The sequence below is a fragment of the Aquimarina sp. BL5 genome (genome assembly GCF_003443675.1).
Taxonomy (GTDB): Bacteria; Bacteroidota; Bacteroidia; order Flavobacteriales; family Flavobacteriaceae; genus Aquimarina.
In genome coordinates, this window is sequence record NZ_CP031963.1 from 1,229,837 (window position 1) to 1,255,970 (window position 26,134).

Consider the following 26,134-nt stretch of genomic DNA (forward strand, 5'->3'; position numbering starts at 1 on the left):
TATGATTTAATATTATATATTTCTTTATCTATAGAATCGTAAAAGATCACCTCTTATTTCTAGAAAATATCAACTATTTTGTTATTTATCTTCTAACACTCTTCAAAGAATATTTACCAATTAGGAAACAGGTACAAAAAACTCTTTTTCAAAAGTTATTTTTGTAAAAAAAGGTTTATAACCTCTCACATGCTGCAAGAAAAACCAACCTCTAAATCCTGCTCCATATGAATAAAATTTTTGCATATCAGGTAAATCCAACCCAAAATGATCCCAATAAATCACTTCATATTTAATGTCATAACCATTCTCTTGTTTAGTATATCCAATGACACTTACCTCATAACTCCAAACATCATTAACCGCTATAGTCAATCCTCCAAAAAGGTTATCGTCTTCTCCCCTAGCAAATGAAGGAGAAGCACCCTGTCTTCTTTGCCATCTTATAGATGTATCTTCTGCTGCCGCAATATTTCCTCCCCTATTCTGTATTCGTTGTGTAATGTCATTTTCTAAAGCCGTACAAAATCTTTCTGTTGCAGAACTCTCGATAGCCGCTTGATTAAGTTCATCATTCTCATAAATCCCTCCTTCATTATTTTGAAATTTATCGATCATGGATGCTATATTTTCTTTTAATGCTCCAGAAGAGAGTTGAAAAGCCATAATTCTAAAATCATCAAAGAGCATAAAATCAAAATTCAATCTAGTAAGGTTAAATAAAATAGGCCTTATTTCTGTTATTTCTTCAGTTCTATATATTGCTTTATCAGTGATCCTATCTCCGTTAGCAAACTTTATATGCTCTGTATCATTAAAACCATTCTGTTCATACTCTTGTGTATATGTTTGTATTTCCTCTTCTGAATAAATCAACGTACTAGGTTCTCCAGAACCATAGGCCATATCATTTGCAATTGCACTTCCATCTTCATTCAATCCCGGTATTCTATAACGTTCTACATAAAAAGGTACTTCTATATCTTGTAACATAGATTCTGGTAAATCAGTTGGTACATCCATCTGTGCAGTATCTTCTATAGCAATATCGACTCCTCCTGTACTACAAGTAATTGTAGAGTCTTCTAGCAACATAAACTCTCCATCAATTTCGAGATTAGTAGCAACTCTTTTCCATTGAGTTGGAGCAATTACACTGGCACAAGGCGGTGGATTTTTTCTCCATTTTTTACAAACTCCTCCAAAAACGAGATTGGATTTACTCTTGTCCCCATTTGTGGCACAAGGAGTATCTTGTAATTGTACTTCGGTATGTGATACAACAAGTACTCCATCACTAGAACAGAGCGGACAACTTAAGGCAGCTCCGTTTTTTACAAATTGTCCAGACATAATTCATAGGTTTTAAAAGTATTTTGTCTAAAAATTTTATTCTATATCAGTATTATCATAAGCTAAACTTTTATCTTCTCTTATAACATCCCACTGCCATTTAAAGAAAGAATGCATATTACCTCTAAATCTATTATCTAATGGCTCCTTATTAAGATCTGGTTCGAATTGAGTTGGATAATCCATATAGTTGTCCGTAAATCCTCTATAGAAAAAGAAAGGCGTGTTAAATTCTTCTTCAAAAGAATGCGGTAATGAAAAAGAGTGCCCTATTTCGTGAGGAACATTATGAATTTCTGACAATCCGCCTCCAAAAATAATACATGCATTTCCCCATTTTACATTGGATATATCTGTTTGATCTGCGCTTGCAAGTCCTCTCCATTGTATAGGAGGTAGGTCTTGTCTTTCTAGAATTCCTGTTACATTTGTATAAAACAAGAACGTTTTATTATGGCCAAATTCTTCGATACCAGTTACGGGTTTATAATGTCCATATTTATCGTATAGCCTAACCAAATCATTTAAAAATCCATTTACCGAATCAAATTGAGGTCCTATATCCAAATTTTTCGTGATAAAATCATCTTTAAACTTTTTTACATCTGGATCAGTATCAGGTAAACTATCAATATCAAAACCATCATCAATAACTTCTGTATGTATTAAGGGCTGAACTGTAGATTCATATTTAATAGCTGTCTTATAATTAGAATTCAAAATTGCAGGATTTCCATCTATAATAACATTCACTGCTATAACATTAGCATTAGCAATAGCACTATTATTATAAACCATCAGTTTACCTACTTCTTCTTTTTCTCCATCTAACTCTGCATAAATTTTAATTTCTTCGTGATTTTCCAGAGCATTCCCTTCACATTTTACAGTGATCATTTTTTCAGTTACGTAAAACTCTTTTGTCGTAACACCTAAATCCTTAGTTTGCTTTTCTCCTAAAAGTTCACTTAAGCTTATTTGCGATGGAGTGACTATAAGCGAATCATTAGCGGATTCAAAAATAATTTCAGTTGCATCACCAACCAATGGTTCTATCTCTTCTATTTCTATATTTAACTCAACCTGATTCACTCCGTTGTATGAAACATCAGGGAAAATCGACAACCAAGCCGGATAATACTCGACTCCATAAGGAGTGATAGGATTCACTACATCTTTTGTTTTATATTCGTTCTTTAGATCGTCTACATTTTTACATAGCGGTAATTGTTGATTCAAAGGTCCAGAAAAAGGAGATCCGGTATTATCATACCCTATAGTTTCTATTGGATAGATATATTCATCACGCAGCCAATCGAACCCATATTCGCCTTTATAATCATCTGGTCTTCTTACGTTAACCAAAAACTTTTTTAATACGGTATTCTCGGTATCTGGTAAATCTGTAGGAACATCCATTTGAGCGGTATCATCAATCCCAATATCGACGCCTCCAGTACTGCAAGTAATCGTGGAATCCTCTAATAACATAAACTCTCCGTCAATTTCTACATCAGTCGCTACGCCTTTCCATTGCGTCGGAGCAATTACACTTGCACAAGGTGGCGGGCTTTTTCGCCATTTTTTACAAACGCCTCCAAAAACAAGATTAGACTTACTCTTATCGCCATTAGTAGCGCAAGGAGTGTCTTGTAATTGCACCTGAGTATGCGATACGACCAATGTACCACTACTAGAACATAGCGGACATTTTAAGGTAGCTCCATTTTTTACAAATTGTCCAGCCATTATTATAGTTGAATTATACTAACCGTATTGTGATACTCTTGTCTTCCATATTTTTCTATACTAGAAATTACAGCTCGTTGTAACCAGGACTCAAGTATACCTTTAAAATTATAAGTTCCGTTTACCGAAACATATTCTTCATTTTTAGGGTAATGTGACTGTAATTGCAACTGAACATCTTCTGTTTCCTTTGCAGATTGTAATAAAACGTCTTCTTCAGTATTAATTTTTCCATATTTTGTAGATAAATACTGGGACGTGTTACTACAAGAGTCGGAGCTATATTTCTGATACATCGATTTTATTAATCCCCCAAAATTATGATACAGAGAGATATCCTTTATAATCTCTTCTTCTGAGTTTAATATAGTATCTGTTTTTAATATGAAACGTTGTATTTGATTTCCCTTATACTTACTCTCAAAATACATTTTTGTTTTATGCCAATTTTCCTGTAACTCTTCTATATTATCTATGGATAAGATTTGTCCTTTATAAGATACCTGTAAATGAAGTTTTTTATAAACTGAAGCCGTTCTTTTTATAATATCTTGCATGGCAAAAGACCCATCAGAAAATTTAAAACTATCATTTTGGATCTCAATCTGGACAAAACGGATATAAGGTTGGTCTTCATTATATTGAATAGAAAACGAGACTTCTTTCTTATGAGAACATCGTATCTCTCCCGAATAATTAATGAAATTTGTGCTCTCTATCAAATATTTATGTGTTCCTTCTCTTGGAATGTTTAGTTGAATTTCTTGCGTTCTAAATTTATATTTACTTGGAATCATTGAATTGTGTGTTATAAGATACGATTATCCTTTACTGATTTTTACATTTCCGCCTCCTTGAAAAGAAGCAGTTGCTCCACAGGCAATCTTCATATTTCTTTTACTTTGGATTTCCGCATTACCGCTATTCTGAATCAAATCACCACCTATTGTAGTTTTCATTTTATTTTCCACGGTATTTGTATGATTCGATGAAGAAGTGTCAAAATTCCTTTCAGTATAAATTGTAGTGTCTCTACCTATATTAAAATTAGCATCTTCTTGAACGTTCATTTCAAAGTTCTTTGCGTTTAGTGTCATTGTCTCTAAAGCTGTGATGGTAATATTATTATTAGCTGTATCTATATGAATTAGATTTTCGTTTTTATCTTTAATCGTAATGAATTCTGATTTATCTGTATCATTAAGCTCAATCGTATGACCACTTCTAGTTCTGATTGCTTTTATATTGTTTTTATCAGTTTTCCACCCAGCTGGATTTGCAGCTCCATTATAAAGTGCTCCCATAACAAAAGGCCTTTCTGCATTTCCTCCTTCGAACCCAATAAGTACTTCCTCTCCTACTTCTGGAATAAAATGAAATCCTTTATCTCCACCAGAATGTGGTGTCATTACACGAAGCCAAGGGGTATAAACTCCTAAAGGCTTCTGCCAATACAACTGAACTTTTATTCTACCTATTCCATCTGGATCATCATTAGCGGTAACAGTTGCCACCTGAGTTTCACTTTTAGGAGTCTTAAGAATGTTCGTATTAGGGTATACATCTTGATCTACTGAAATTCCTTCAAAATGATTTATGTACTTACCATTTTCTGTAGCTGTATGCTGTATTTTAGTAATCCGATAAATACCTTGTTCATTATTCTTTTCCTTTATTTTTACTTTTTTCCCTAAGCTAACTCCAGGATTATCGCTTTTACCTGTAATAATAACCTGCTTAATTTCTTCCGCTTTTTTTTGTTCTTTTACAAGGTTACTCAGTCTTTGTTTCGTTTGAGTATCATCATATGTATTTAGAAAAACCTGAGTTTTATGAGGAAACATGTCCTTACTTTTATTGGAAGCGTATCCATTATGTCCGTTTATTGAACTAGTAATTTCTGAAGTGGTAACCTCGTGCTTTTCATTATTCAAATAATCATTTGTAAAAAAAGAATAACTATTAGATCTTGGGTGTAAACTTCTAGAGAACTCTTGTAAATCAAAACCATATGTTAATGTAGTCTCTTCTTCATCTAAAGGCCTCCCAAACACTAAATTTTCTCCATCATAATAAAACCATTCTCCGTATTGTGCAGATAACCTACTTGCAAACTCAAAACTACTTTCTCCATTTTGAACACAGTAATGCAAAGTATCATTAGATCTTGTAGATACTGTAGTATTTAGTTTTGAACGATCATATTTTTGAAAAACACTCGTTAAAATTGATTCTAAATTTTCGTCACTAAAAGATGCATAATGCGGGCCATCATCAGTTAATATCGAATTACTCTTGGCTCTAATCAAAATAGAGTCTCCCATAGATTGATGAAAACCATTAGTCACTTTTACTTCTGTAACTACACCATTAAATTTTAATTCTTTATAAATATCTAAAGTATCTAAAGATGCGACAGAAAGAATAATAGTTTGACCCAAAAAGTCATTGCTTTCATCCTCGTTTAGATCAGAAATTTTTTCCAACACGTCTCTACGACATAGTATTTCTAGAGTGTGATGATCATCAATTTCTTGCTTGAGTGTAAGTTCCTTAAATGCCTTTATAGAAACTCCACCAATAAACAATTGAATATTAGATTGAAGTGCCATTGTTGAGTTTTAAAATTAATTTGTGTACCCCACTTACAAAAACAAACTGCTATTCATTAACTAAAATATTTTGTGACAATAAATTAGTTCTTAGAATAAACAATAATTCTGTATTGGTTATTTCAAATTTAGAAAACTAATGGTCTCAAATCAACCAGATATTCAGTGGAAATACACCCCTGAAAACCACTACAACTGGCAATGGTTCGTTGCTAAAGAAACTAAGGGTAAGCCATAAAATGGCATAGCTAATATGAAAGAAATTAGATAAAAATTATCTCGATTTAACTTTAATGGAAAGAAAAACTGGATATAAAATAGAATTTATATCCAGTCATTAAAAGTACTTTGTAAACATTTTGTTTGGGGTTTAGGTTTATGAAAGTCTATCTGTGAATCGCATGGCTACTAGCTGCTGGTAATTCTTGTAAAAACTTTCTTAAAACGCTCCAATTGATTTTAAATGAAATAAAATTTGTCATGATTTCCTTTTTTTAATTAATAAACATTTTTTAACCGATACTCATAATTGCCCGATCGGTTGCTAAGTAGTTTTCAAAACGCGTGCCAAACTTTTATTCTTCAAAATATAAAATTTTAAAAAACTGAAAATCAAATATTTAAATATTAAAAAATGTTTATAGAAATTATATAAAAACAAGTATTAAGATGCTTCTTCATGAGGTTCAAACAAAAAAAAGCATATTATATTAGCAACACAATTAGAATCAACGAGTGACATTTGGATTGCTATTGTAAGCATACGCTTTCAAAAAATCTTTGGAAAAAACCGTCCTACTCTTTTCTTATATTTATTGTACTCTGTATATTTTTTGGAAAGTAATTCTTCTTCATAAGAACTTTTAAAATAAAACAAGATGAGTAATCCAATAGAAATTATCATTTTGGATCCAGAACAACTATATAAGGCATAAAAGAAACTACTGATTAATATTCCAGAATAAATAGGATGCCTAAAAAATCTAAAGAATCCATTTTGTATTAAGACTCCATCTTCCAATGGAACAGGGAAAGGAGATAATTGATTACGCAATTGTAAAATAGATCCGAAAATTATAATTACTCCAAATATAGTCACTATTAAAAATGGATATCTAATTGATGAAAAACAAAATATCTTAAAATCAAATATCGGAAGTATGTACAACGCAAACAATATAAATTGAATCAACACATATACAATCCCTTTTTTATCCTTTTGCATACCATAAAAATAAAAAAACCTGCCAAGGATAATCACTTCCTTAACAGGTTTTTTACTTCAGCAAAATAATCGTTTACTTAACCATTTTCATCACCTTAACATTTTTATCAGAAACTATCTTCAGAAGATAAATTCCTTTTGGAAGGTTTGAGGTATTCATAGTTATTGTATTTGTTCTAGTATCCTTTACAAGTGTCGTATTCGCTTTCTTTCCGGCTAAATCAAACATTTCTATTCTCACCTGATTATCTTTCATATTTCCTGTGAAAGATAATGTCAATGATTCATTAAAAGGATTTGGCCAAGCTCTTGCCACTTGTAGTGCATCGCTTGCAGGAGCTTTATCAAAAAACGAAGCCTTGATATCATTAATAGATGGACAATCACTTGGACAACTATCAAACCATTGGTTGTCATACCAACCTTCTGTAGTTCTAAACAGATCATCCGTTTGTGCTCCTCCATTATCAGTAAAAACAATTCCTACCTCAACAGACTCATCTATTTTAGAAGAATACCAAGGTGATCCATTGATAGCATTCATCTCTATACCAGGCCAAACTGGAGCACCAGAGATTGGTATGTTTGCATTTTTATCATATATATAAATAAATACTGTATTCCAGGAAGAAGGTTTCTTAAAATATATATCAAAAGATGAATCAGGAATTATTCCTGGGCATTCTCCAGGACAGGTATTTGTCCAACCATTGTTATACCATCCATCTGTTGTTCTAAACAAATCATCTGTCTGTGCTCCTCCATTATCGTTAAAAACAATTCCTACTTCTACTGATTCATCAATGCTATATGTAAACCAAGGAGAAGTACTTAATTGCGACATTTGAACTCCTGGCCAAGCAGGAAATCCTGGGATTGCTGCATTTGCATTTTTATCATACAAATATACATAAGCCGTATTCCAGCTATCTGGTTTTCTGAAGTTAACCGTATATCCTAATATATCCTGGATAGTATATTCTCTATTAACTATATCAGAACTTCCAGCACTATTTATTGCTATTGCTCTAAAACTTGTAGTTCCAGTAGAGGATATCGTAAATGTACCAGCGTACAATGTACTAGTTGCATCTGGAGTAGAACCATCTAAAGTATAATATATAACTCCAGAGTTAGTAGCACTCATACTCACTTCTACACTCCCATTATATGCCCCTGAATCAGGAGAGATGGTTAATACTGGTAGTTGGAGTCCAGGACAATCACTTGGACAACTATCAAACCATTGGTTGTCATACCAACCTTCTGTTATTCTTGTTAAATCGTCTGTTTGATCTCCTCCATTATCATTGAATACAATACCAACCTGTACATCTTGATCTATATTGTAAGTAAACCAAGGTGTTCCTTCTACGGTATCCATAATAGCTCCCGGCCAAGCTGGTAATCCTGGTAATGCATCACCAGTATTTTGATTAAATAAATAAATATTGGCTGATGACCAGCTAGCTGGTTTTTTAAAATACACATCGAATGGAGATCCATCGCCTATTACATAATCTCTAGGTATTATACTAGATTCATTACCTTCTGAATCAAAAGCTATTGCTTTGATAGCAGTAGTAGTGGTTACATCAAAAGGAGTTGTGTATTGGATACTGGAAACTGAAGGGTCAGTGCCATCTGTCGTATAAAAAATATCTACTGCAGCTCCTTCTGCGGTTGTAGATGCAGTCATTTCTACAGTTACAGCATCCGTATAAAATCCTGAAACCGGATCTACCGATAATGTTACAGAATTCGAAAGATCAAAAGGTTCTCCTACTAAAACAATTCCGAAAGTAGTCCCAAAAGTTATTGTCCCACCAGATACTGTTGCTGTTGTATCAGAAAAGTAATCTTTAAGCACAGTTCCTTCAGGCCACATTCCGAAAACATTTAGTGCTCCAACAAAATCATTATCCTGCCCTTGGAATACCAATGCCTTATCAGTTTCGCCATTACGATTATACTCACGTTTAAAAATATATGGAGCATCACTTAATTTCTGATGCGAACCACCTCCGATAGAAATATGTTCTCTTCTAAATTTACCTAGTTTTCTCCAATGTAATAACATAGCATCGTCTATGGAATCCCAGTTCATATCAGAACGATATCCCGCATCAACATAGGTAGTAGCATCAAAAAACTGACGTCCGGATTCATCTCCATAGTATATCTGGGCTCCTCCGGGTGATAATAATAGTTTCACCGCTCCTTCAAACATATTGCCAGTATAGAATTCACTAAAATCATGAGATCTTAGATAACTAATCATATTATATTCTCCAGGAGTCCCAAAACCGTCATCATTATCATTCAGTTTTGCTGCAAAAGAACTAAATATTTCTTCTTGCCCAAGTTCGGTATATGCTTCTTTTGGTGAACGGAAGTTGATCATACTATTAAACTTTCCAACTGTAAAATCATCTGGTAATTGGTCACCGACATTCCCAATAATATTTACTCCGGAATGTTCTCCTGTCATATAAAAATCAAGATCATCTAATTTTTTGGTTGGATTATTTTGTTTCCATTCTTTTAAAGCGGCAACCGCTTCATCTTTAAGCTCTGCCCATGCATCAACACCAACATGTCTTTCTGTATCTACTCTAAATCCATCAATTCCGTATTCTCTAACCCAATCTGTTAACCATTTGATTAAATAGTATCTAGGCGCTCTTGGTTTTCCTGTTCTGGAAAAATATGCATCTAATTCGTCTAATTCCTGTTGTTTTCTTCCTTCTGCATCCCATTTATCCAATAACCATTGTGGAAGATTTACTGTATTGAAAGATTCTGTTCTTATATCCGGTAAACCAAAAAGTGGTGTAGTTAAATCATCACAAGGAAGTTCTCCATTCTCAGTTCCACATTGTAATCTAACCCAATCTGATGGATAATCATCATCTACAAATTCTAACTGACCATTTACATTCTTAAAAGTTCTATATCCAGAATGATTCATTACGATATCCAACAATACTCTTATACCGTGATCATGAGCTGTATTGATAAAGTTTTCAAAATCCTCTGCACTAGTGAAATTAGGATCAAAAGCTGTCCAATCATTGGTGTGATATCCATGATATGGATAGTCTCTAAAAGTAGGATCATTAGCAGGAGGATTATTAAACCCATGTCTGTTTTCTACTACAGGTGTTACCCAAATAGCGCTAACTCCTAACTCATCAAAATATCCTTCCTCGAGTTTTTGTGTAACTCCAGCAATATCTCCACCGTGAAAGTCTAACTCATTATTTCTACTATCCTGAAAACGATCAAAATTCGAATCATTTGTAGTGTCACCGTTGTTAAAACGATCCGTAATAAGAAAATAAACCGTTAAGTTATCCCAGGAGAATGGGAGGTTTCTTTCGGATTGTGCTGTACCTAGTCTAGGTAAAAATAAGCACAACAATACCCCTAAATAGAGTAATTTTTTCATAATAAAGTTTTGTTTGTGTGTTAATAAAAAACGTAGAAGGAAAATATCTTTGGTTATAGAAATCCCTCAAACGTTGTAATAAATATTTCGAAAAAAAAACCGGATAATATAATAATCGAAGTGTCGTTTTTTTGCGAAAACGTTTGAGTGTTGATATTTTATTTCATAAAGGTTAAAAAACTGAATAATAAATAAAAAATTAGCGTATAATTTGATGTATTATCTGTTTCCGAATTAGAAAATCAGTATTTGACATTTTTTTTAAAAAACATTATACGTTTTTATAAAATCATTCGAATTAGAAATTTATAATTGACATATTCTAAAACTTAATTACAAAAAAATAGTCTGTACTATTATAAATAGGTGATAGAGTTTATACCTAATCTAATAGTATTGAGAATAAACGCTATCGACAGTACGATAAAAATAAAACCTTGAATGAAGCTTAACCGATCACTTTCAGCTTAGCAAATCTTAGTAATAGCTTTTTAATTCCACCGTTTTCAAAATTAATCTCTGCTTTTTTATCTTGACCTACCCCATCTAATTGTAGAATTTTTCCTTTACCAAAACGCATATGCTCTACAATGGTTCCAGGTACCAAATCTCCATCAAAAAGATTCGTTTTAGGAGTACTTGTAGCATCATTAGAAATCGGTCTTAATTTACGTAGCTTACGCAATTGTTCCTCTGATGGTTTATGAGAAACTGGAGGTGATCCTGATATTGGTTTTTTAAGTCTTAGTTTACTTTTATCAACATCTCCAAAAATATCAGTATCTACCAATGGTTTATAGCGGTAGGTATCAATTGGTGTTATGTATTCTAGATATTGAGCATCTATTTCTTCTATAAAACGGCTAGGCTCTGCATCTACAAGCTTACCCCAACGATATCGTGATTGCGTATACGTTAAATATGCTTGTTTCTCTGCTCTGGTTAAAGCTACATAAAATAATCTTCGCTCCTCTTCCAGCTCTGACCTGGTATTCATACTCATTCCGGATGGAAACAAATCTTCCTCCATACCTACAATATAGACGTAAGGAAATTCTAATCCTTTTGCCAAATGTATTGTCATTAAAGCTACCCTATCATCATCACCAGTATCCTGATCTAGATCTGTTGCTAGTGCCACATCTTCTAAAAATTCAGCAAGCGACCCAGTTTCATCTGCCAACTCTTTTTGTTCCTCTACAAAGTCTCGAATACCATTCAGTAACTCCTCTATGTTTTCAATACGTGCAATTCCTTCAGGTGTTCCATCTTTCTTAAGCTCTTGAAGCAGACCAGTGTTTTTAGCTACCATTTCTGATAACACGAAGGCGTCAGAAGTTTGATTGGTAACCTGAAAACTCTTGATCATATTCATGAAATTTTCTAACCTGGTTTTTGTCCCGCTATTAATTTTCAGATTAATTCGATCTAGATTTTCAATAATTTCGAAAATAGAACGATCATAATGATTCGCTGCTACCACTAATTTATCTACAGTAGTACTACCAATTCCTCGAGCTGGATAATTAATAACTCGCTTTAGTGCTTCTTCATCTTTTGGGTTGATGATTAGTCTTAAGTAACTTAAAACATCTTTGATTTCTTTTCGTTGATAAAAAGATAACCCACCATAGATCCTATATTTAATATCTCTTTTACGAAGGGCATCTTCCATCGCACGAGACTGTGCGTTTGTTCTGTATAAAATAGCAAACTGACCATTGGTCAACTGATGTTGCATTTGATTCTCGAAGATAGAACTCGCTACATATCGTCCTTCATCACCATCTGTTAATAATCGATTTACAAAAATTTTAGGACCGGGATCATTAGCAGTCCAAACTACCTTATCAAGCTTTGTTTTATTCTTATCTATAATAGAGTTAGCAGCTTCTACAATATTTTTGGTAGATCGATAATTTTGTTCCAATCGATATTGTTGTACATTATCATAATCCCTCTGAAAATTAAGGATGTTATTAATATTTGCTCCACGGAAGGCATAAATACTTTGCGCATCATCTCCTACCACACAGATATTCTGAAATTTATCTGATAATGCCTTTACGATCAGGTACTGTGAGTGATTGGTATCCTGGTACTCATCCACCAGAATATATCTAAAGCGATTTTGATATTTAGCCAATACATCCGGAAAACGATTCAACAATTCATTAGTTTTAAGTAATAAATCATCAAAATCCATAGCTCCAGCCTTAAAGCAGCGATCTACATAATGTTGATAAATTTCTCCCATACGCGGCCTTTTTGCCATGGCATCGGCCTCTACTAATTCGGCATTTTGAAAATATGCTTTTACGGTAATCAAACTGTTCTTGTAAGATGAAATTCGTGATTGAACCTGTTTATACTTATAAATATCTTTGTCCAATCCCATCTCTTTAATTACCGATGAAATTAATCGCTGAGAATCTTGCGTGTCATATATCGTAAAATTAGAAGGATATCCTAATTTATCAGCTTCAATTCTTAGGATTTTAGCAAAAATCGAATGGAACGTTCCCATCCATAGATTCTTTGCTTCGCTAGCACCTACAATATCAGCAATACGCTTTTTCATTTCTCGCGCAGCCTTATTGGTAAATGTTAATGATAAGATATTAAATGAATCCACTCCTTGATTCATAAGATAGGCAATCCTATAAGTAAGCACTCTCGTTTTTCCTGAACCAGCACCTGCAATCACGATCATAGGACCATCTTTCTGCAGTACAGGAGCTCGTTGCGCATCATTTAATCCAGCTAAATATTCTTCCAAGTTTTCAGTGTTTTATAAGCTTCGAAATTTAAGTAAACTATCTTTTTTATTTAACTAATATTGATGATACTTATAAACAAATCATTAACGCTTTTATGAATCAAACACGAAGTTGAGAATAATCACACTACAAATATTTCTTACACTGTTAATATCTTTTTTCAAAAATAATATCGTTTAAATGCAATTTTATAAGACAAAATGCATATATTTAAAAATCTTTATGATATTAAAGAAATTATTTTAACCCCAAAATTTAACCTAATTTTTTTCTTATGTCCCCAAACTTAAACGTTCAGCCAATTGAAAAAGAACAAATCAAATTTCTAACCTTCCCAAAAGAAGATGTCCTTAATAAAAGAAAAGATCAAATCGATCGAATTTTAGAATTACAAAGAGCATTATCTCTTGGCAACTTAGAAAGACATAAAGTAAAAATTGTATTTGTTGATAACAAAGGACTCAAAAAAGTAGAAACTACTATTTGGGGAATTACAGATAAAGAAGTAATCCTTAAACAGTCTACTATTATTCCATTAGAAAGAATTATAAGTATCTCATAAAAATTTAAGTGTTATTGCCTTGAAAGCTCTCAATATCTTCTCAATGATGTATTGAGAGTTTTTATTTAAAACATGTAATACAATAAACCTATTTTTAGTGTGTTATGAAACAATTAATATGTATTTAAATCAATGTAATTCAGAATAATAAACTTATTTAAAAACTAATTTTACCCAAAAACCCAAAAATGTTCAAAACCTACTATAAAAAATTAATGCTACTCCTGTTCTTTATAAACGTAATGGTTATAAATTCTCAGGATTCTAATGCTCAATTAATCGCCAATAACCCAGATAGCTTCATCGAAAACCTTACCATTAACAAGTCAAAAGGCTTATTTATAAATTTATCGAAGAAAAGCACTTCACTTTCATTAAACCTTAAGGTAGAAAAAGTAGCAAACGATTTAACCACATTTATTGGTAGTGTAAACAATCAAAAACTATCTACTTTTACTTTATTTAAAACTAAAAATCAAATAGAAGGAACTTTAGTCCTCAGAAACGAAAAAACCGGTTTTAAAATTTTCACAAATGATCTGGGAAAAGTATACATTGAAGAAGTAGATATTAACTCTCTGGTTTGTATAGATTTTGAAAAAACTGAAGAGGAAAATAGTAGCGATAAAAATGGTGTATTTTCTAAAATGGCTCCTCAGTTAGAAAGCCTTCCGGGAGCACCAGGTATTATCTATTTAGATTTTGATGGAGAAGTTGTATCCGGCACAAGTTGGGTTGGCGGCGGTACAATTAATGCGCAATCTCCAAATTTTTCTGATCAAAAAATCATAGCTGTTTGGGAAATAATGGCTGAAGATTTTAGAGCTTTTAATTTAAACGTTACTACACGAAGAGACTTATATGATGCTGCTCCTCAAAATCGTAGAATGATGTGCATATTTACTCCTACTAAAGATGCAGCGCCTACTGCAGGTGGTGTTGCTTATTTAGGTTCTTTTTCTTCTACTAGAACAGATAATCCTTGTTGGGTTTATAATTTATCCACAAGAGCAGCCGGAGAGACAGGATCTCATGAGGTAGGACATACATTAAGACTTAGTCACGATGGCAGACCCGGAGAAGAATATTATGCCGGCCATGGACAATGGTCACCAATTATGGGATGGAGTGCTAACAAAGCTTTAGGTCACTGGAGTAAAGGAGAATATGACAATGCAACTCAACAACAAGATGACATAGAAATTATTGCTGGATCTCAAAATGGAGTTGGTTTTAGAGAAGATGATCATAAAGATGTTATTACAGAAGCTACCCCAATATTAGTGGATGCTGATGGAAATGTTAGTGCTGATCAAAATTTTGGTTTTATTCATAACCGTGATGATAAAGATGTATTTTCATTTGTAATCGAAACTGGTAATGTTTCTTTTAACTTTAATCCTAGTTCGGATCATCCTAATCTTAATATACAAGCTAGAATTCTGAATGGTATTGGTGAAGAAATTGCTATTTCTGATCCTTCTGGACTTAATGCTGGTTTTGATTTGGATCTCAGTTTTGGAACTTACTTTATAGAAGTTGATGGTGTTGGAGAAGGAAATCTAAGTAGTGGATATTCTGATTACTCATCTATAGGTAATTATTATATTTCTGGAAAGTATGTTCCTGGTGATAACAACCAACCTCCTATAGCAAATTTCGAAGCAGCTACTAATTGTGCTACGGTGAATTTTAATAGTACAACTATTAATAATGTAAATGCTTACTTGTGGGATTTTGGAGACGGAATCACCTCTACTGAACAGAATCCAGCACATACATACGCTAATAGTGGTAGTTATACAGTTTCTCTTACGACATCTAATAGTGCTGGAGAAGACACAAGACAACGTGATAATTTTATTACCATAAATATTCCTCAGCAACCTATTGGAGCAGATCAAAATATTTGTATCGGAGAATCTACATCATTAACTGTTACTGGAAACAGTGAATTTAATTGGTATAATGCACCTACAGGTGGCACTTTATTATATACAGGAGCTACTTTTGAAGCACCTACACTACAATCTAGTCAGACATATTATGTAGCAGGTTCTTTTGATAATTGCACGACAAATACAAGAACAGCAATCAATATTATTGTAGAGGAAAATCCAGAACCTCCCACAATTGTAATCCCTGACACTAAAAACCTTACAACGGATGCCACATACGCTGCATATCAATGGTATTTTAATGGGGAACCAATTACTGATGCTAACGATTCTCTATATGTACCAGATCAAATTGGAAATTATAGTGTTGAAGTATTTAACGAAACCGGGTGTAACGCAATTTCTTCTGCTTTTACTGTTGATTTATCACAACTAAATTTAAGCCAAGGAACAAGCATTTTTAAGTTTTACCCTAACCCTACTAGAGATATACTAAGAATTGATGGACTTACTATAAATGAAAATGATATAAGAATAGTAAATACTACCGGACAAATAGTTATTAATTCTATTATAGAACCTGAAATAGATTTAACTAAATTATCTAGTGGACTTTATGTGATTCTAATAAACAATAAATCTGTTGGCAAATTTGTCAAACTATAAATCCTTTTTAACCTTATTAAAAGCATATTTCACTATTCAGAAATATGCTTTTTTATTTAGATAAAGATCAAAAACACATTTTAACTTTCCTGTAATAGATTTTTGAATATCTTTAGAAACCAAAAAAATTAAGATTGAAACACACATTTTTAATTCTCCTCGCAACACTACCAGGAATACTTTTTTGTCAAAAAGAATCCAAACCAGGAACTATTATCACCCAATTTGGCAATACATACGAAGTTGATAATCCTGACTTTAAAACAGATACAACAAGTCAATTAAAGGCTGTTTTTGATGTCGGACGATCTTTTGGAGATAGTACTAAGGTCAATCCACTTATAAATACCGCAGCCAGATATCTTAATATGCATGCTAGTGCAGGAGTTTCATTGGAGAACCTAAAAGTAGGATTAGTTATTCATGGAAGTGCTGCTAATGATATTTTAAACGATAAAAATTATAATTCGAAGTTTGGGCTGGACAATCCAAATACTTCTTTGATATCGGCACTTACCGAAAAAGGAGTTCAGATTATTTTATGCGGGCAGACCGCAGCACACAGAAACATCTCTAAGTCTGATGTTCATCCTAATATACAGTTTGCTTTATCAGCGATGACCGCTTTAGTACAATTACAAAACGAAAACTACAATATCATTAATTTTTAACTCAACGCAACCCTATGAAAAAAAATATATTAATCGCTTTTCTTTTAGTATGTTCAATTTTACAAGCCCAAAAAATAGATCCTGATGTAAATTCAATGTCAGAAAAGATAGAAAGCAAGGTTATCGAATGGAGAAGAGATTTTCATCAGAATCCGGAACTCTCTAATCGTGAATTCGAAACTGCTAAGAAAATTGCAAAACATCTTAAAGATCTTGGGTTTGAAGTAACAGAAAATGTAGCTAAAACTGGAGTTGTAGGGATTCTAAAAGGTGGTAAAGAAGGAAAAGTAGTGGCTTTAAGAGCAGACATTGATGCACTTCCGGTTACCGAGAGAGCTGATGTCCCTTTTAAGTCTACCGTTAAAACTACTTTTCTTGGTTCAGAAGTTGGAGTTAGTCATGCCTGTGGACACGATACACATACCGCAATCCTGATGGGAGTTGCAGAAGTTTTAAGTAAGAATAAAGAAAAAATATCCGGTACGGTTAAGTTTATTTTTCAACCTGCAGAAGAAGGACCACCACCTGGAGAAGAAGGCGGAGCAAAATTGATGATCAAAGAAGGTGTGCTTAAAAAACCCGATGTTGATGCTATTTTTGGCTTGCATATCAATTCTGGAACACCGGTAGGAATGATACGTTATAAACCAGGCGGCACTATGGCAGCTGTAGAACGTTTTGTCATCGATGTAAAAGGAAAACAAACTCATGGATCCGCTCCCTGGACAGGTGTTGATCCTATTTTAATCTCGGCCAAAATAATCGATGGTTTACAAACCATTATTAGTAGAGAATCACCATTGGTAGATGAAGCAGCAGTAATTACAGTTGGAAAAATTACTAGTGGAGTTCGATTTAATATCATTCCAGAAAGTGCAGAAATGATCGGAACTGTAAGAACTCTTGACCCAAAAATGCGCGAAATGATAATCCGTCGTATGAACGAAATGGTTCCTGCTATTGCAAAAGCATATGGTGGAGATGCAACCATAACTTTTCAGAACAATACTTCGATCACTTATAATGACCCTGCATTGGTAAAACAAATGCTTCCCACGATTCAGGGAATAGCCGGAAAAGAAAATGTGGTTTTATCTAAAGCAACAACTGGAGGAGAGGATTTTTCGTATTTTCAGGAAGTAGTTCCTGGTTTCTATTTCTTTTTAGGCGGAAAATCTCCGGATACTAAAAAAGCTGCGTCTCATCATACACCTGATTTTTATATTGATGAAAGTGGTTTAGTATTAGGAGTAAAAGTAATGTCTCAATTAACTTTAGACTATTTAAACGCTCAATAATATAATTTATAATGGATACTATCTTAAATTTTCTGGGTTCAATCTCTTGGTGGATGTGGATATTGATCGCACTCGCTCTAGTAGCTATAAGAGATATGTTTTTTAATAAAAAACATACAGTAAGTCATAACTTTCCGATTGTTGGTCATCTTCGATATCTTTTAGAAAGTATTGGACCAGAAATGAGACAATATTTTGTCGCAAATAATAGAGAAGAACTTCCTTTTAATAGAATTGAAAGAGGATGGGTATATGCTTCATCCAAGAATGAAAATAATTACGAAGGATTTGGAACTGATAGAGATATCTATGAACATCAGCATATTTTTATAAAAAACTGTATGATTCCTTTCCAAATGGATACCGATCATCCGAATAAACTTGATAAAACTTTTTTGCCATGTGCTAAAGTAATGGGAGCTTATAATCAGCGTAAAAAACCATATCGCCCAGCATCTGCTATTAATATATCAGCTATGAGTTTTGGTTCGCTTTCTGCTCGTGCTGTAGACTCTTTGAATATTGGAGTAAAAAAAGCAGGAGCCTATCACAATACGGGAGAAGGTGGATTATCGCCATATCATAGTAATGGCGGTGATGTTATCTTCCATTTTGGTACCGGATATTTTGGTGTACGTACTGAAGATGGAAACTTTTCTATGGAAAAGATGAAAAATTTGGTTGAAAAAAATCCATTTATACGAGCAATTGAAATTAAACTCTCTCAAGGCGCAAAACCAGGAAAAGGCGGTGTGCTACCAGGAGCCAAAATCACTCGTGAAATCGCTGAAATTAGAGGTGTAGAAGTTGGGAAAGATGTATTATCTCCTTCCAGTCATAAAGCTTTTAAAAATGTTCCTGAGTTATTACAGCTAATCGAAGATATTGCATCAGAAACGGGATTGCCAGTTGGTATTAAAGCCGCTATTGGTAAAACTGAGCAATGGGAATTATTAGCAGAACTTATGGCGAAATCTAATAGAGGCCCTGATTTTATTGCTATTGATGGTGGTGAAGGTGGAACTGGAGCTGCTCCACCAAGTTTTGCCGACCATGTATCACTACCTTGGATTTATGGATTTACAGCGATTTACAAAATATTTCAGAAACATAATCTTACAGATAGAGTTGTCTTTATTGGCAGTGGGAAATTAGGATTTCCTGCAAAAGCTGCTATGGCATTTGCTATGGGAGTGGATTGTATTAATGTAGCTCGAGAGGCAATGATGAGTATAGGTTGCATTCAGGCTCAAGTATGCCATACCAATAGATGCCCAAGTGGTATAGCCACCCAGAGCAAATGGCTGCAAAAAGGAATTAACGTTCCCCTTAAATCCGATAGACTAGCCCAATATTTTAAATCGTTCAGAAAAGAATTGATAGAAATCACCCATGCAGCCGGATATGAACACCCATGTCAGTTTACCATGAAAGATATAGACGTAAACGTGGATGATGGCGAACTAACTAAAACACTGGAAGATTCATTTAAATACAGTAAAACGCCTGTAACATATACTTGTACACAAGATTTAAAAGATTGCTCATATCTGGGAGGACATTATAAACAAACTGATAAACAATAAATCAATATACATGAATCTAGAAATCATACCTTTATTAATCTCATTAATACCATCGCTTTTTATTACCTTATTAGCATTCTACTATTTTAAAACACACACTGATAATGAGGAAAAAAGACGGAGATTCCTTTTACACAAAGAAAATCAGAAACAATCGTTACCATTAAGATTGCAAGCATATGAACGTATGGCATTGTTTTTAGAACGAATTTCACCGGGTAAATTACTACTCAGGACTCCTCCTCTAGCAGATGATAAGAAAAGTTATGAAGTTTTGCTTGTGAATACAATCGAGCAAGAATTTGATCATAATCTTACACAGCAGATTTATATCTCTGATGAATGTTGGAATATTGCAAAAGCTGCTAAAAACGGCACCATTGCGTTGATTCGTAAAACGGTTTTAAAAGAAGAAGTTGATTCTGCAGATAAAATGAGAGAAATGATTCTGACCACAGTCGTAGAAAAAGGTTCTCCAAGTGATACAGCCTTAGCTGCTATCAAAGATGAAGTGGCAGACTTGTTTTAGTTATTTAACACCTTTGTAATAGAAAAAATGAGAATAAAGTATTTACTTGTTTTCGTAATATTAACTACAATATCTTGTCAAAATGCTGAGAAGAAAATTGAAGAAACCAATATCAATATTACAATAGAGCAACAAGTATATTTTGACTATTCGAATACACAACTAAAAAACACTTATACTGACACACTGATAACTAACTTTTCTAATAATAATGATAAAGACAGTTTTATTGTAAATCTTAATTCAGGTAATATAAATAAATCAAAAGCTGTTTTTAGAATTAAAAACTTCCACAATCTAATTATATATGAAAAAGAATTTTATGTTTCGGATTTAGTAAATGGGTATGACCTTATTAGCATAAAAACGGATGAACAAATGGAAAGTTATATAGTCGACAAAGCTAAATCATTCTTAAGTACAGAAAATTTTTCTTTTCCAAGTAACCTTAAAGAATCTGATGGAATTCTGCTTCAATCAAATCAAGAAGATTTTAGAGATTATGACACATACCTAGAATGTAAAACGGAAAATAGACCTGTTTTTTCTTATGGATTGAATGAAGAAAATATTAGTTTTATTGGATATTCTGCTAAACATAATAAAGTCATCGAATTTCTATATTGTTGTTAAAAAATAGTAGTTAATAAAAATACTATAAAATGATCATTAACAATTCAATTATATTTTTTCTTCAAATACGATTGATAATACTGCATAAAGAGTAACCAAATGAAAATTTTTGAAGACCGACTAAAAGGTGGACATCCGAATTCATTAGGAAACACCATAGAAATTGTTGAGGAAGTGTTAGCAGAAAATGAACTCTTCAACGAATTATTTAATTGTTATTTTAGTAATGACGAGATTGTCCGATTGAGAGTTTCAAATGCAATGAAACGTATTTGTAAAGAGAAAAAAACAATACTCATTCCTTACATTGATCGATTTTTGACCGAAATCGCTAAAATTGATCAAGCATCAACACAATGGACGCTATCTCAATTGTTCGGAATGTTAGAAAAAGACATGACCGACAAACAAATCGAACAAGCTAAAAAGATAATGAAAAACAATCTAGAAAATCACAACGATTGGATTGTATTAAACCAAACAATGGACACTTTGACAAAATGGTCGAAAAAAGATACTGAGTTGGGAGAATGGATAGTGCCACATTTAGAAAGATTAACATCAGATGAAAGAAAGTCTGTTTCTGGAAGAGCTAGAAAGATGCTTGACAAGATTCAGGGATAAAACAAATATGAACAACATTAGATTTCTAATCGAAGATAGTTTCCTTTTACAAGTATACAATCTAAGCTTTTATTATTTAAGAATTTTATTAAAATAAAATGATGGATTTGTTTTAATAATACAATACTAATTATAAATAGTTTAGTGATCCTAAATTGTGATACCAATCATCTAAAAAACTAATTTTCTTTGTGAATATATTCTTACTTGGAAATAATCACATGGTACAGAAATTGAATCAAAAGTACCCTTAGCCCCTATAAACATAGTTTTTCTATCTAAGAATCTTGTTTTTAACTATTTCTATCCATATGAATAATGCTTAAAATCTAAAAGCTTCCATATAATGGATAATAAATAAAGGAATTTTGTGTTATTCTTTTTAGATATAACTTTTTTAATTCAAGTTGTATCTACCTAACATGCAATGAAACAATACCAGAAATAGATGTGCTCCAGAACCGTCTATTTAAATTTCAGTTTTTGGATTGAAATTGGTGATATCTTACCTCCCGTTTCTATAGCAAGTGAGGTGTATCTATTATGGATATTAGTATCCTAGATTTTGTACACCCTAATAATTCATATTATGTATTTAACTTTTTAAGTAAACACACACACTCATGAAACCTTTACAAATTTCAACAAACAACCTACAAAAAAGTTTGATTATGAAACCCTATTTTATTTTGACATTCGCTTTATTCGTTTTTTACAACGGTATCTCGCAAAATCAAGAACCTTACAAATTAGGAAATGAAAAAACTTTTACCCAAACATTTTGGAATAAAAAATCCAATATAATCACACTTAACGTCTCAAAAGATATATTCTATGAAGGAAAAATCACCAAAAAAGAAGGTAATATAGATGCGTACTCTATTATTGGAAGTGTCAATAATGATAATACCTCTACATTTCATATTACAAAACAAAATAATATCATTTCTGGTCATATCGTTTTATATAAAGAAAAAATAGCCTATAAATATTACTCAGATGATGTGAATACTGTTCTCGTTCAAAAAATCGATATTCATAAAGTTCTTTGTATAGATTATGAAAAAGTAACTTCAGAAGAAACTGATACTAATAAAGCATCTTCTAGAGCTCCTTTATTATCAAGTCTTCCTGGATCTGCATATACTGTATATTTAGATTTTGATGGAGAAGTAGTTAGTGATACTTGGTGGGTTAATGGAGGAACGATTAATGCGCAACCAACGGGATATAGTGATGCAAAAATCACAGAAATATGGAGAATTATGGCCGAAGATTTCAGGCCTTTTGATATTAATATAACCACCGATAGAGCTACTTTCGAAAATACTCCTATCAATCAAAGGATGATGTGTATTTTTACACCAACCACAGATGCAGCTCCTGGATCCGGAGGGGTAGCATATCTCAATTCTTTTTCCAATACCAATATAGATAATCCTTGTTGGGTTTATAACAATGGAACCAGATCAGCTGGAGAAACTGGATCACATGAGGTTGGCCATACCCTAGGACTATCCCACGATGGTGTGCCAGGAAACCAATATTATGCTGGTCACGGAGATTGGAGTCCTATTATGGGATGGAGTGCTAGTAGATCGATTGGACAATGGAGTAAAGGAGAATATGATGATGCCATTACGCAAGAAGATGATATGGCAATCATATCAGGTAATAGAAATGGTTTTGGATATAAAGAAGATGACCACTCAGATGATATAACACAAGCTACTCCTATACAAGTAAGCGCAGATGGAACAATTAATCCATCATTACATCAAGCTTTAATTTCTACAAAAGAGGATAAAGATTTATTTTCTTTTATTACGGCCGGTGGTGAAGTGGATTTTAATATTGATCCAGATCCATTTTATCCAAACCTAAATATTCAAGCCAGAATAATTACTGGTACAGGAGAAGAACTAGCCATCTCTAACCCAACTAATAACCTTAGTGCTAGTATTAATACTACGTTAGCCGGGGGAACCTATTTTATAGAAATCGATGGTGTTGGAGAAGGAAATGTTTCTAATGGGTATTCGGATTATTCCTCTGTTGGTTTTTACGAAATCTCTGGATCCTACACTCCTGGAAACAATAATCAGCCTCCTATTGCTAATTTCGAGGCATCTATAGATTGTGATCAAGTACGTTTTATAAATACGTCTATCAATACAATTACTTCGGTTTCTTGGGATTTTGGAGATGGAACTACTTCTACAGAACTGAATCCTACGCATACCTATACAACAAACGGTACATATACGATCTCACTAACAGCGACTAATACAATAGGAGAAGATACTAATATCAAGGAAGATTTAATCACGATTAATATTGCGTCCTTACCAGAAAATATGAACCAATCTATATGTTCTGGAGATACCAATACGATAACCGCATCGGGTAGTTCTGGTTATATCTGGTATGATTCTGTAGATAGTAATACAGCTATTGCTACAGGTGCTGACTTGGATATTTCTAACCTTACAGAAGATCAAACATTTTATGTAGCCGGAACTATTGAACCTATTATATCTGCAGTAACAGGAATACAAGACATACCATCTAATTCTGGAGATATTCATCGAGGAGGGTTTAATCTAGTCTTTGATGTAGATCAACCTATTATCCTTAAAAAAGCAACAGTAGTAGCAGAAGGATCTGGAAACAGAACATTACAACTTATTGATGCTACAGGAACTGTACTAGAAACAAAAACTATAAACATTCCTGATGGAGAAAATATCATTGATATTAATATGAATATTCCTGCAGGAACAGATTTAGAAATAGGTTTTCTGGAAGAAGCCAATCTTTTCAGAAGTAATGATAATATTAACTACCCGTATATAGTAGAAAATGTAATTAGTATTAAAAGAAGTTCCGCAACTACCGCGCCAGAAGGATTTTATTATTATCTATACAATTGGGAAATCTCTACCTTAGGTGGATGTCAGACTACAGAACGAGCGGTAATAGAAATTAATATTTCAGATACTCCAGCATCACCAACAATGAATCTAAATGCAGATACGAATGAAATTTCTACAGTAGAAAATTACACATCCTACCAATGGTATCTTGATAATCAAGCAATAGAAGGTGCCACCTCTTCTAGCTATTTAGCAGAAGAAACAGGAACTTATACCCTAGAGGTATTTAATGATGTTGGATGCAGTACTTTTTCTGAAAATATCGAGATTCAATCTTTATCTGTTACAGATGTTCAATCCCCAGAAGATCAAATCACCCTATACCCTAACCCGACTAGAGAAATATTAAATATCGATGGGATATCTAAATTAGAAGAAAAATATTCTCTGAAAATCGTAAATAGTTTAGGGCAAATTATCATCAATCGATCCGATATTCCCGAGACCTTAGATACTAGTGCTCTTACTTCAGGATTATATTTCTTACTTATTAATAATAAACTAGTGGATCGATTTATTAAAACAGCAAATTAAAAGTAATATATTAATCTTATTCTAATTCGGTCATACTAAGTTTCTCTATTTAGACTAACTTAGTATGGCCTACTTATATTATAAACACAGCTAGAAAATTAACCTGCCATATCAATATCCTTCAGTTTGTTCTCTTCTGCAAGTTTTGCTTTTTCTGCGGCATACTCAAAACCCTGTTGCCACCAACTACGCATCAATTTTTTATTAAAAACCAAGGAGTTTTCTGTCAGTTTAGATGGTGTATAATATAAATTAAGCACTACATCTTTATTCTTAGCTGCTAACTTGCCCACCACAGTATCGTGTCCCTCTACCTGATCAAACATAAAACTAAAAAGATTGACCATTAAAGAAAAAGGATTCTTCCCTAAGACCTTATTATGTTCCATATTCTCAGATTCCAGAATGATTGCATCTACCTCTGTAGCTCCTCTTTTGATTGCTTCTCTAATAGGAACCATGGAACCGAAACCTCCATCAGCATATTCACAACCATTTTTGGTTACTAAACTCATAAAAGGAACATAATTACAGGATATCCATATCCAATCACAAAAATCCTCATAAGAGAAATCATTAATAGACTTATACTCTGTAGTATTTTTTGTTAAATTAGATACCGTTACTACGATATCTTTAACCCTTTTCTTAGCAAGTTCGAATTCAATTTCAGAAAAATTTCTACGTATATTCCTTCTTAGATTTTTACTTTCTCCAAAAGTTCTTTTACGTTTCAGAAATTGCATTACGGTATTAAAAAAGTTTATGGAAACAAACTCTCTATTTCCTTTCTTTCTAGTTCTAAAAGGATTAACACTAAATATGGTATTCTGATTAACGTTTGTATAAATATCATATACCTTATCTACATTGCCTAATGCCAATTGAGGTATTAGCAAACTTCCTGTAGAAGTTCCCAAGAAAAGATCATAGGCTCTACCTTGTTCCTGCATTAAATATTGGGCTACACCTCCCGCATACGCTCCTTTACTTCCTCCTCCGGAAATTACTAATGCACGCATATTTT

17 protein-coding genes are annotated in these 26,134 nt (G+C 33.1%); 9 read left to right on the plus strand and 8 right to left on the minus strand.

The genetic code is table 11. From position 1 onward, the window contains the following. Positions 1-120 precede the first annotated feature (120 nt). The 7 genes from D1818_RS05345 to D1818_RS05375 form a co-directional block, all read right to left on the minus strand. On the minus strand, positions 121-1,353 hold the full coding sequence (locus D1818_RS05345) for a DUF3289 family protein (RefSeq protein WP_118456757.1): 1,233 nt from the start codon (positions 1,351-1,353) through the stop codon (positions 121-123). Positions 1,354-1,389: 36 nt separating this feature from the next. Continuing rightward, positions 1,390-3,102 carry a DUF4280 domain-containing protein gene (locus D1818_RS05350; RefSeq protein ID WP_118456758.1) on the minus strand — a complete coding sequence of 571 codons (1,713 nt, stop codon included), beginning with the start codon at positions 3,100-3,102 and terminating at the stop codon, positions 1,390-1,392. Positions 3,103-3,104: 2 nt separating this feature from the next. Next, on the minus strand, positions 3,105-3,899 hold the full coding sequence (locus D1818_RS05355) for a hypothetical protein (protein ID WP_118456759.1): 795 nt from the start codon (positions 3,897-3,899) through the stop codon (positions 3,105-3,107). A gap of 24 nt (positions 3,900-3,923) precedes the next feature. Further along, positions 3,924-5,714 (minus strand): type VI secretion system Vgr family protein, encoded by a 1,791-nt coding sequence (locus D1818_RS05360; RefSeq protein ID WP_118456760.1) that lies wholly within the window; start codon positions 5,712-5,714, stop codon positions 3,924-3,926. A gap of 769 nt (positions 5,715-6,483) precedes the next feature. After that, positions 6,484-6,939 carry an isoprenylcysteine carboxylmethyltransferase family protein gene (locus tag D1818_RS05365; RefSeq protein ID WP_120752420.1) on the minus strand — a complete coding sequence of 152 codons (456 nt, stop codon included), beginning with the start codon at positions 6,937-6,939 and terminating at the stop codon, positions 6,484-6,486. 73 nt (positions 6,940-7,012) lie between these two features. Beyond that, on the minus strand, positions 7,013-10,390 hold the full coding sequence (locus tag D1818_RS05370) for a starch-binding protein (protein ID WP_118456762.1): 3,378 nt from the start codon (positions 10,388-10,390) through the stop codon (positions 7,013-7,015). 448 nt (positions 10,391-10,838) lie between these two features. Then, positions 10,839-13,169 (minus strand): ATP-dependent helicase, encoded by a 2,331-nt coding sequence (locus D1818_RS05375; protein WP_118456763.1) that lies wholly within the window; start codon positions 13,167-13,169, stop codon positions 10,839-10,841. A gap of 275 nt (positions 13,170-13,444) precedes the next feature. On the opposite strand from D1818_RS05375, the gene D1818_RS05380 reads away from it, so the two are divergent. The 9 genes from D1818_RS05380 (at position 13,445) to D1818_RS05420 (ending at position 25,107) form a co-directional block, all read left to right on the plus strand. Beyond that, positions 13,445-13,732, plus strand: a complete 288-nt coding sequence (locus D1818_RS05380; protein ID WP_118456764.1) for a hypothetical protein — start codon at positions 13,445-13,447, stop codon at positions 13,730-13,732. Positions 13,733-13,920: 188 nt separating this feature from the next. Further along, a complete protein-coding gene (locus D1818_RS05385) occupies positions 13,921-16,296 on the plus strand; it encodes a PKD domain-containing protein (RefSeq protein WP_118456765.1) in 2,376 nt (791 codons plus the stop codon). A 134-nt stretch (positions 16,297-16,430) separates the two neighbouring features. Beyond that, positions 16,431-16,967, plus strand: a complete 537-nt coding sequence (locus tag D1818_RS05390; protein WP_118456766.1) for a DsrE family protein — start codon at positions 16,431-16,433, stop codon at positions 16,965-16,967. Positions 16,968-16,981: 14 nt separating this feature from the next. Then, a complete protein-coding gene (locus D1818_RS05395) occupies positions 16,982-18,265 on the plus strand; it encodes an amidohydrolase (RefSeq protein WP_118456767.1) in 1,284 nt (427 codons plus the stop codon). 11 nt (positions 18,266-18,276) lie between these two features. Next, positions 18,277-19,851 carry an FMN-binding glutamate synthase family protein gene (locus D1818_RS05400; RefSeq protein WP_118456768.1) on the plus strand — a complete coding sequence of 525 codons (1,575 nt, stop codon included), beginning with the start codon at positions 18,277-18,279 and terminating at the stop codon, positions 19,849-19,851. Between the two features lie 10 nt (positions 19,852-19,861). Continuing rightward, positions 19,862-20,380 carry a hypothetical protein gene (locus tag D1818_RS05405; RefSeq protein ID WP_118456769.1) on the plus strand — a complete coding sequence of 173 codons (519 nt, stop codon included), beginning with the start codon at positions 19,862-19,864 and terminating at the stop codon, positions 20,378-20,380. 27 nt (positions 20,381-20,407) lie between these two features. Beyond that, the gene (locus tag D1818_RS05410) at positions 20,408-21,013 is read left to right on the plus strand and encodes a hypothetical protein (protein ID WP_118456770.1); all 606 of its coding nucleotides are present in this window, start codon (positions 20,408-20,410) and stop codon (positions 21,011-21,013) included. Positions 21,014-21,112: 99 nt separating this feature from the next. Next, complete coding sequence (locus D1818_RS05415) at positions 21,113-21,637, plus strand: hypothetical protein (RefSeq protein ID WP_118456771.1); 525 nt, start codon at positions 21,113-21,115, stop codon at positions 21,635-21,637. Between the two features lie 671 nt (positions 21,638-22,308). Further along, positions 22,309-25,107 carry a PKD domain-containing protein gene (locus tag D1818_RS05420; protein ID WP_147406184.1) on the plus strand — a complete coding sequence of 933 codons (2,799 nt, stop codon included), beginning with the start codon at positions 22,309-22,311 and terminating at the stop codon, positions 25,105-25,107. Positions 25,108-25,205: 98 nt separating this feature from the next. On the opposite strand, the gene D1818_RS05425 is transcribed toward D1818_RS05420, so the two are convergent. Continuing rightward, complete coding sequence (locus tag D1818_RS05425; protein WP_118456773.1) at positions 25,206-26,129, minus strand: patatin family protein; 924 nt, start codon at positions 26,127-26,129, stop codon at positions 25,206-25,208. Positions 26,130-26,134 lie beyond the last annotated feature (5 nt).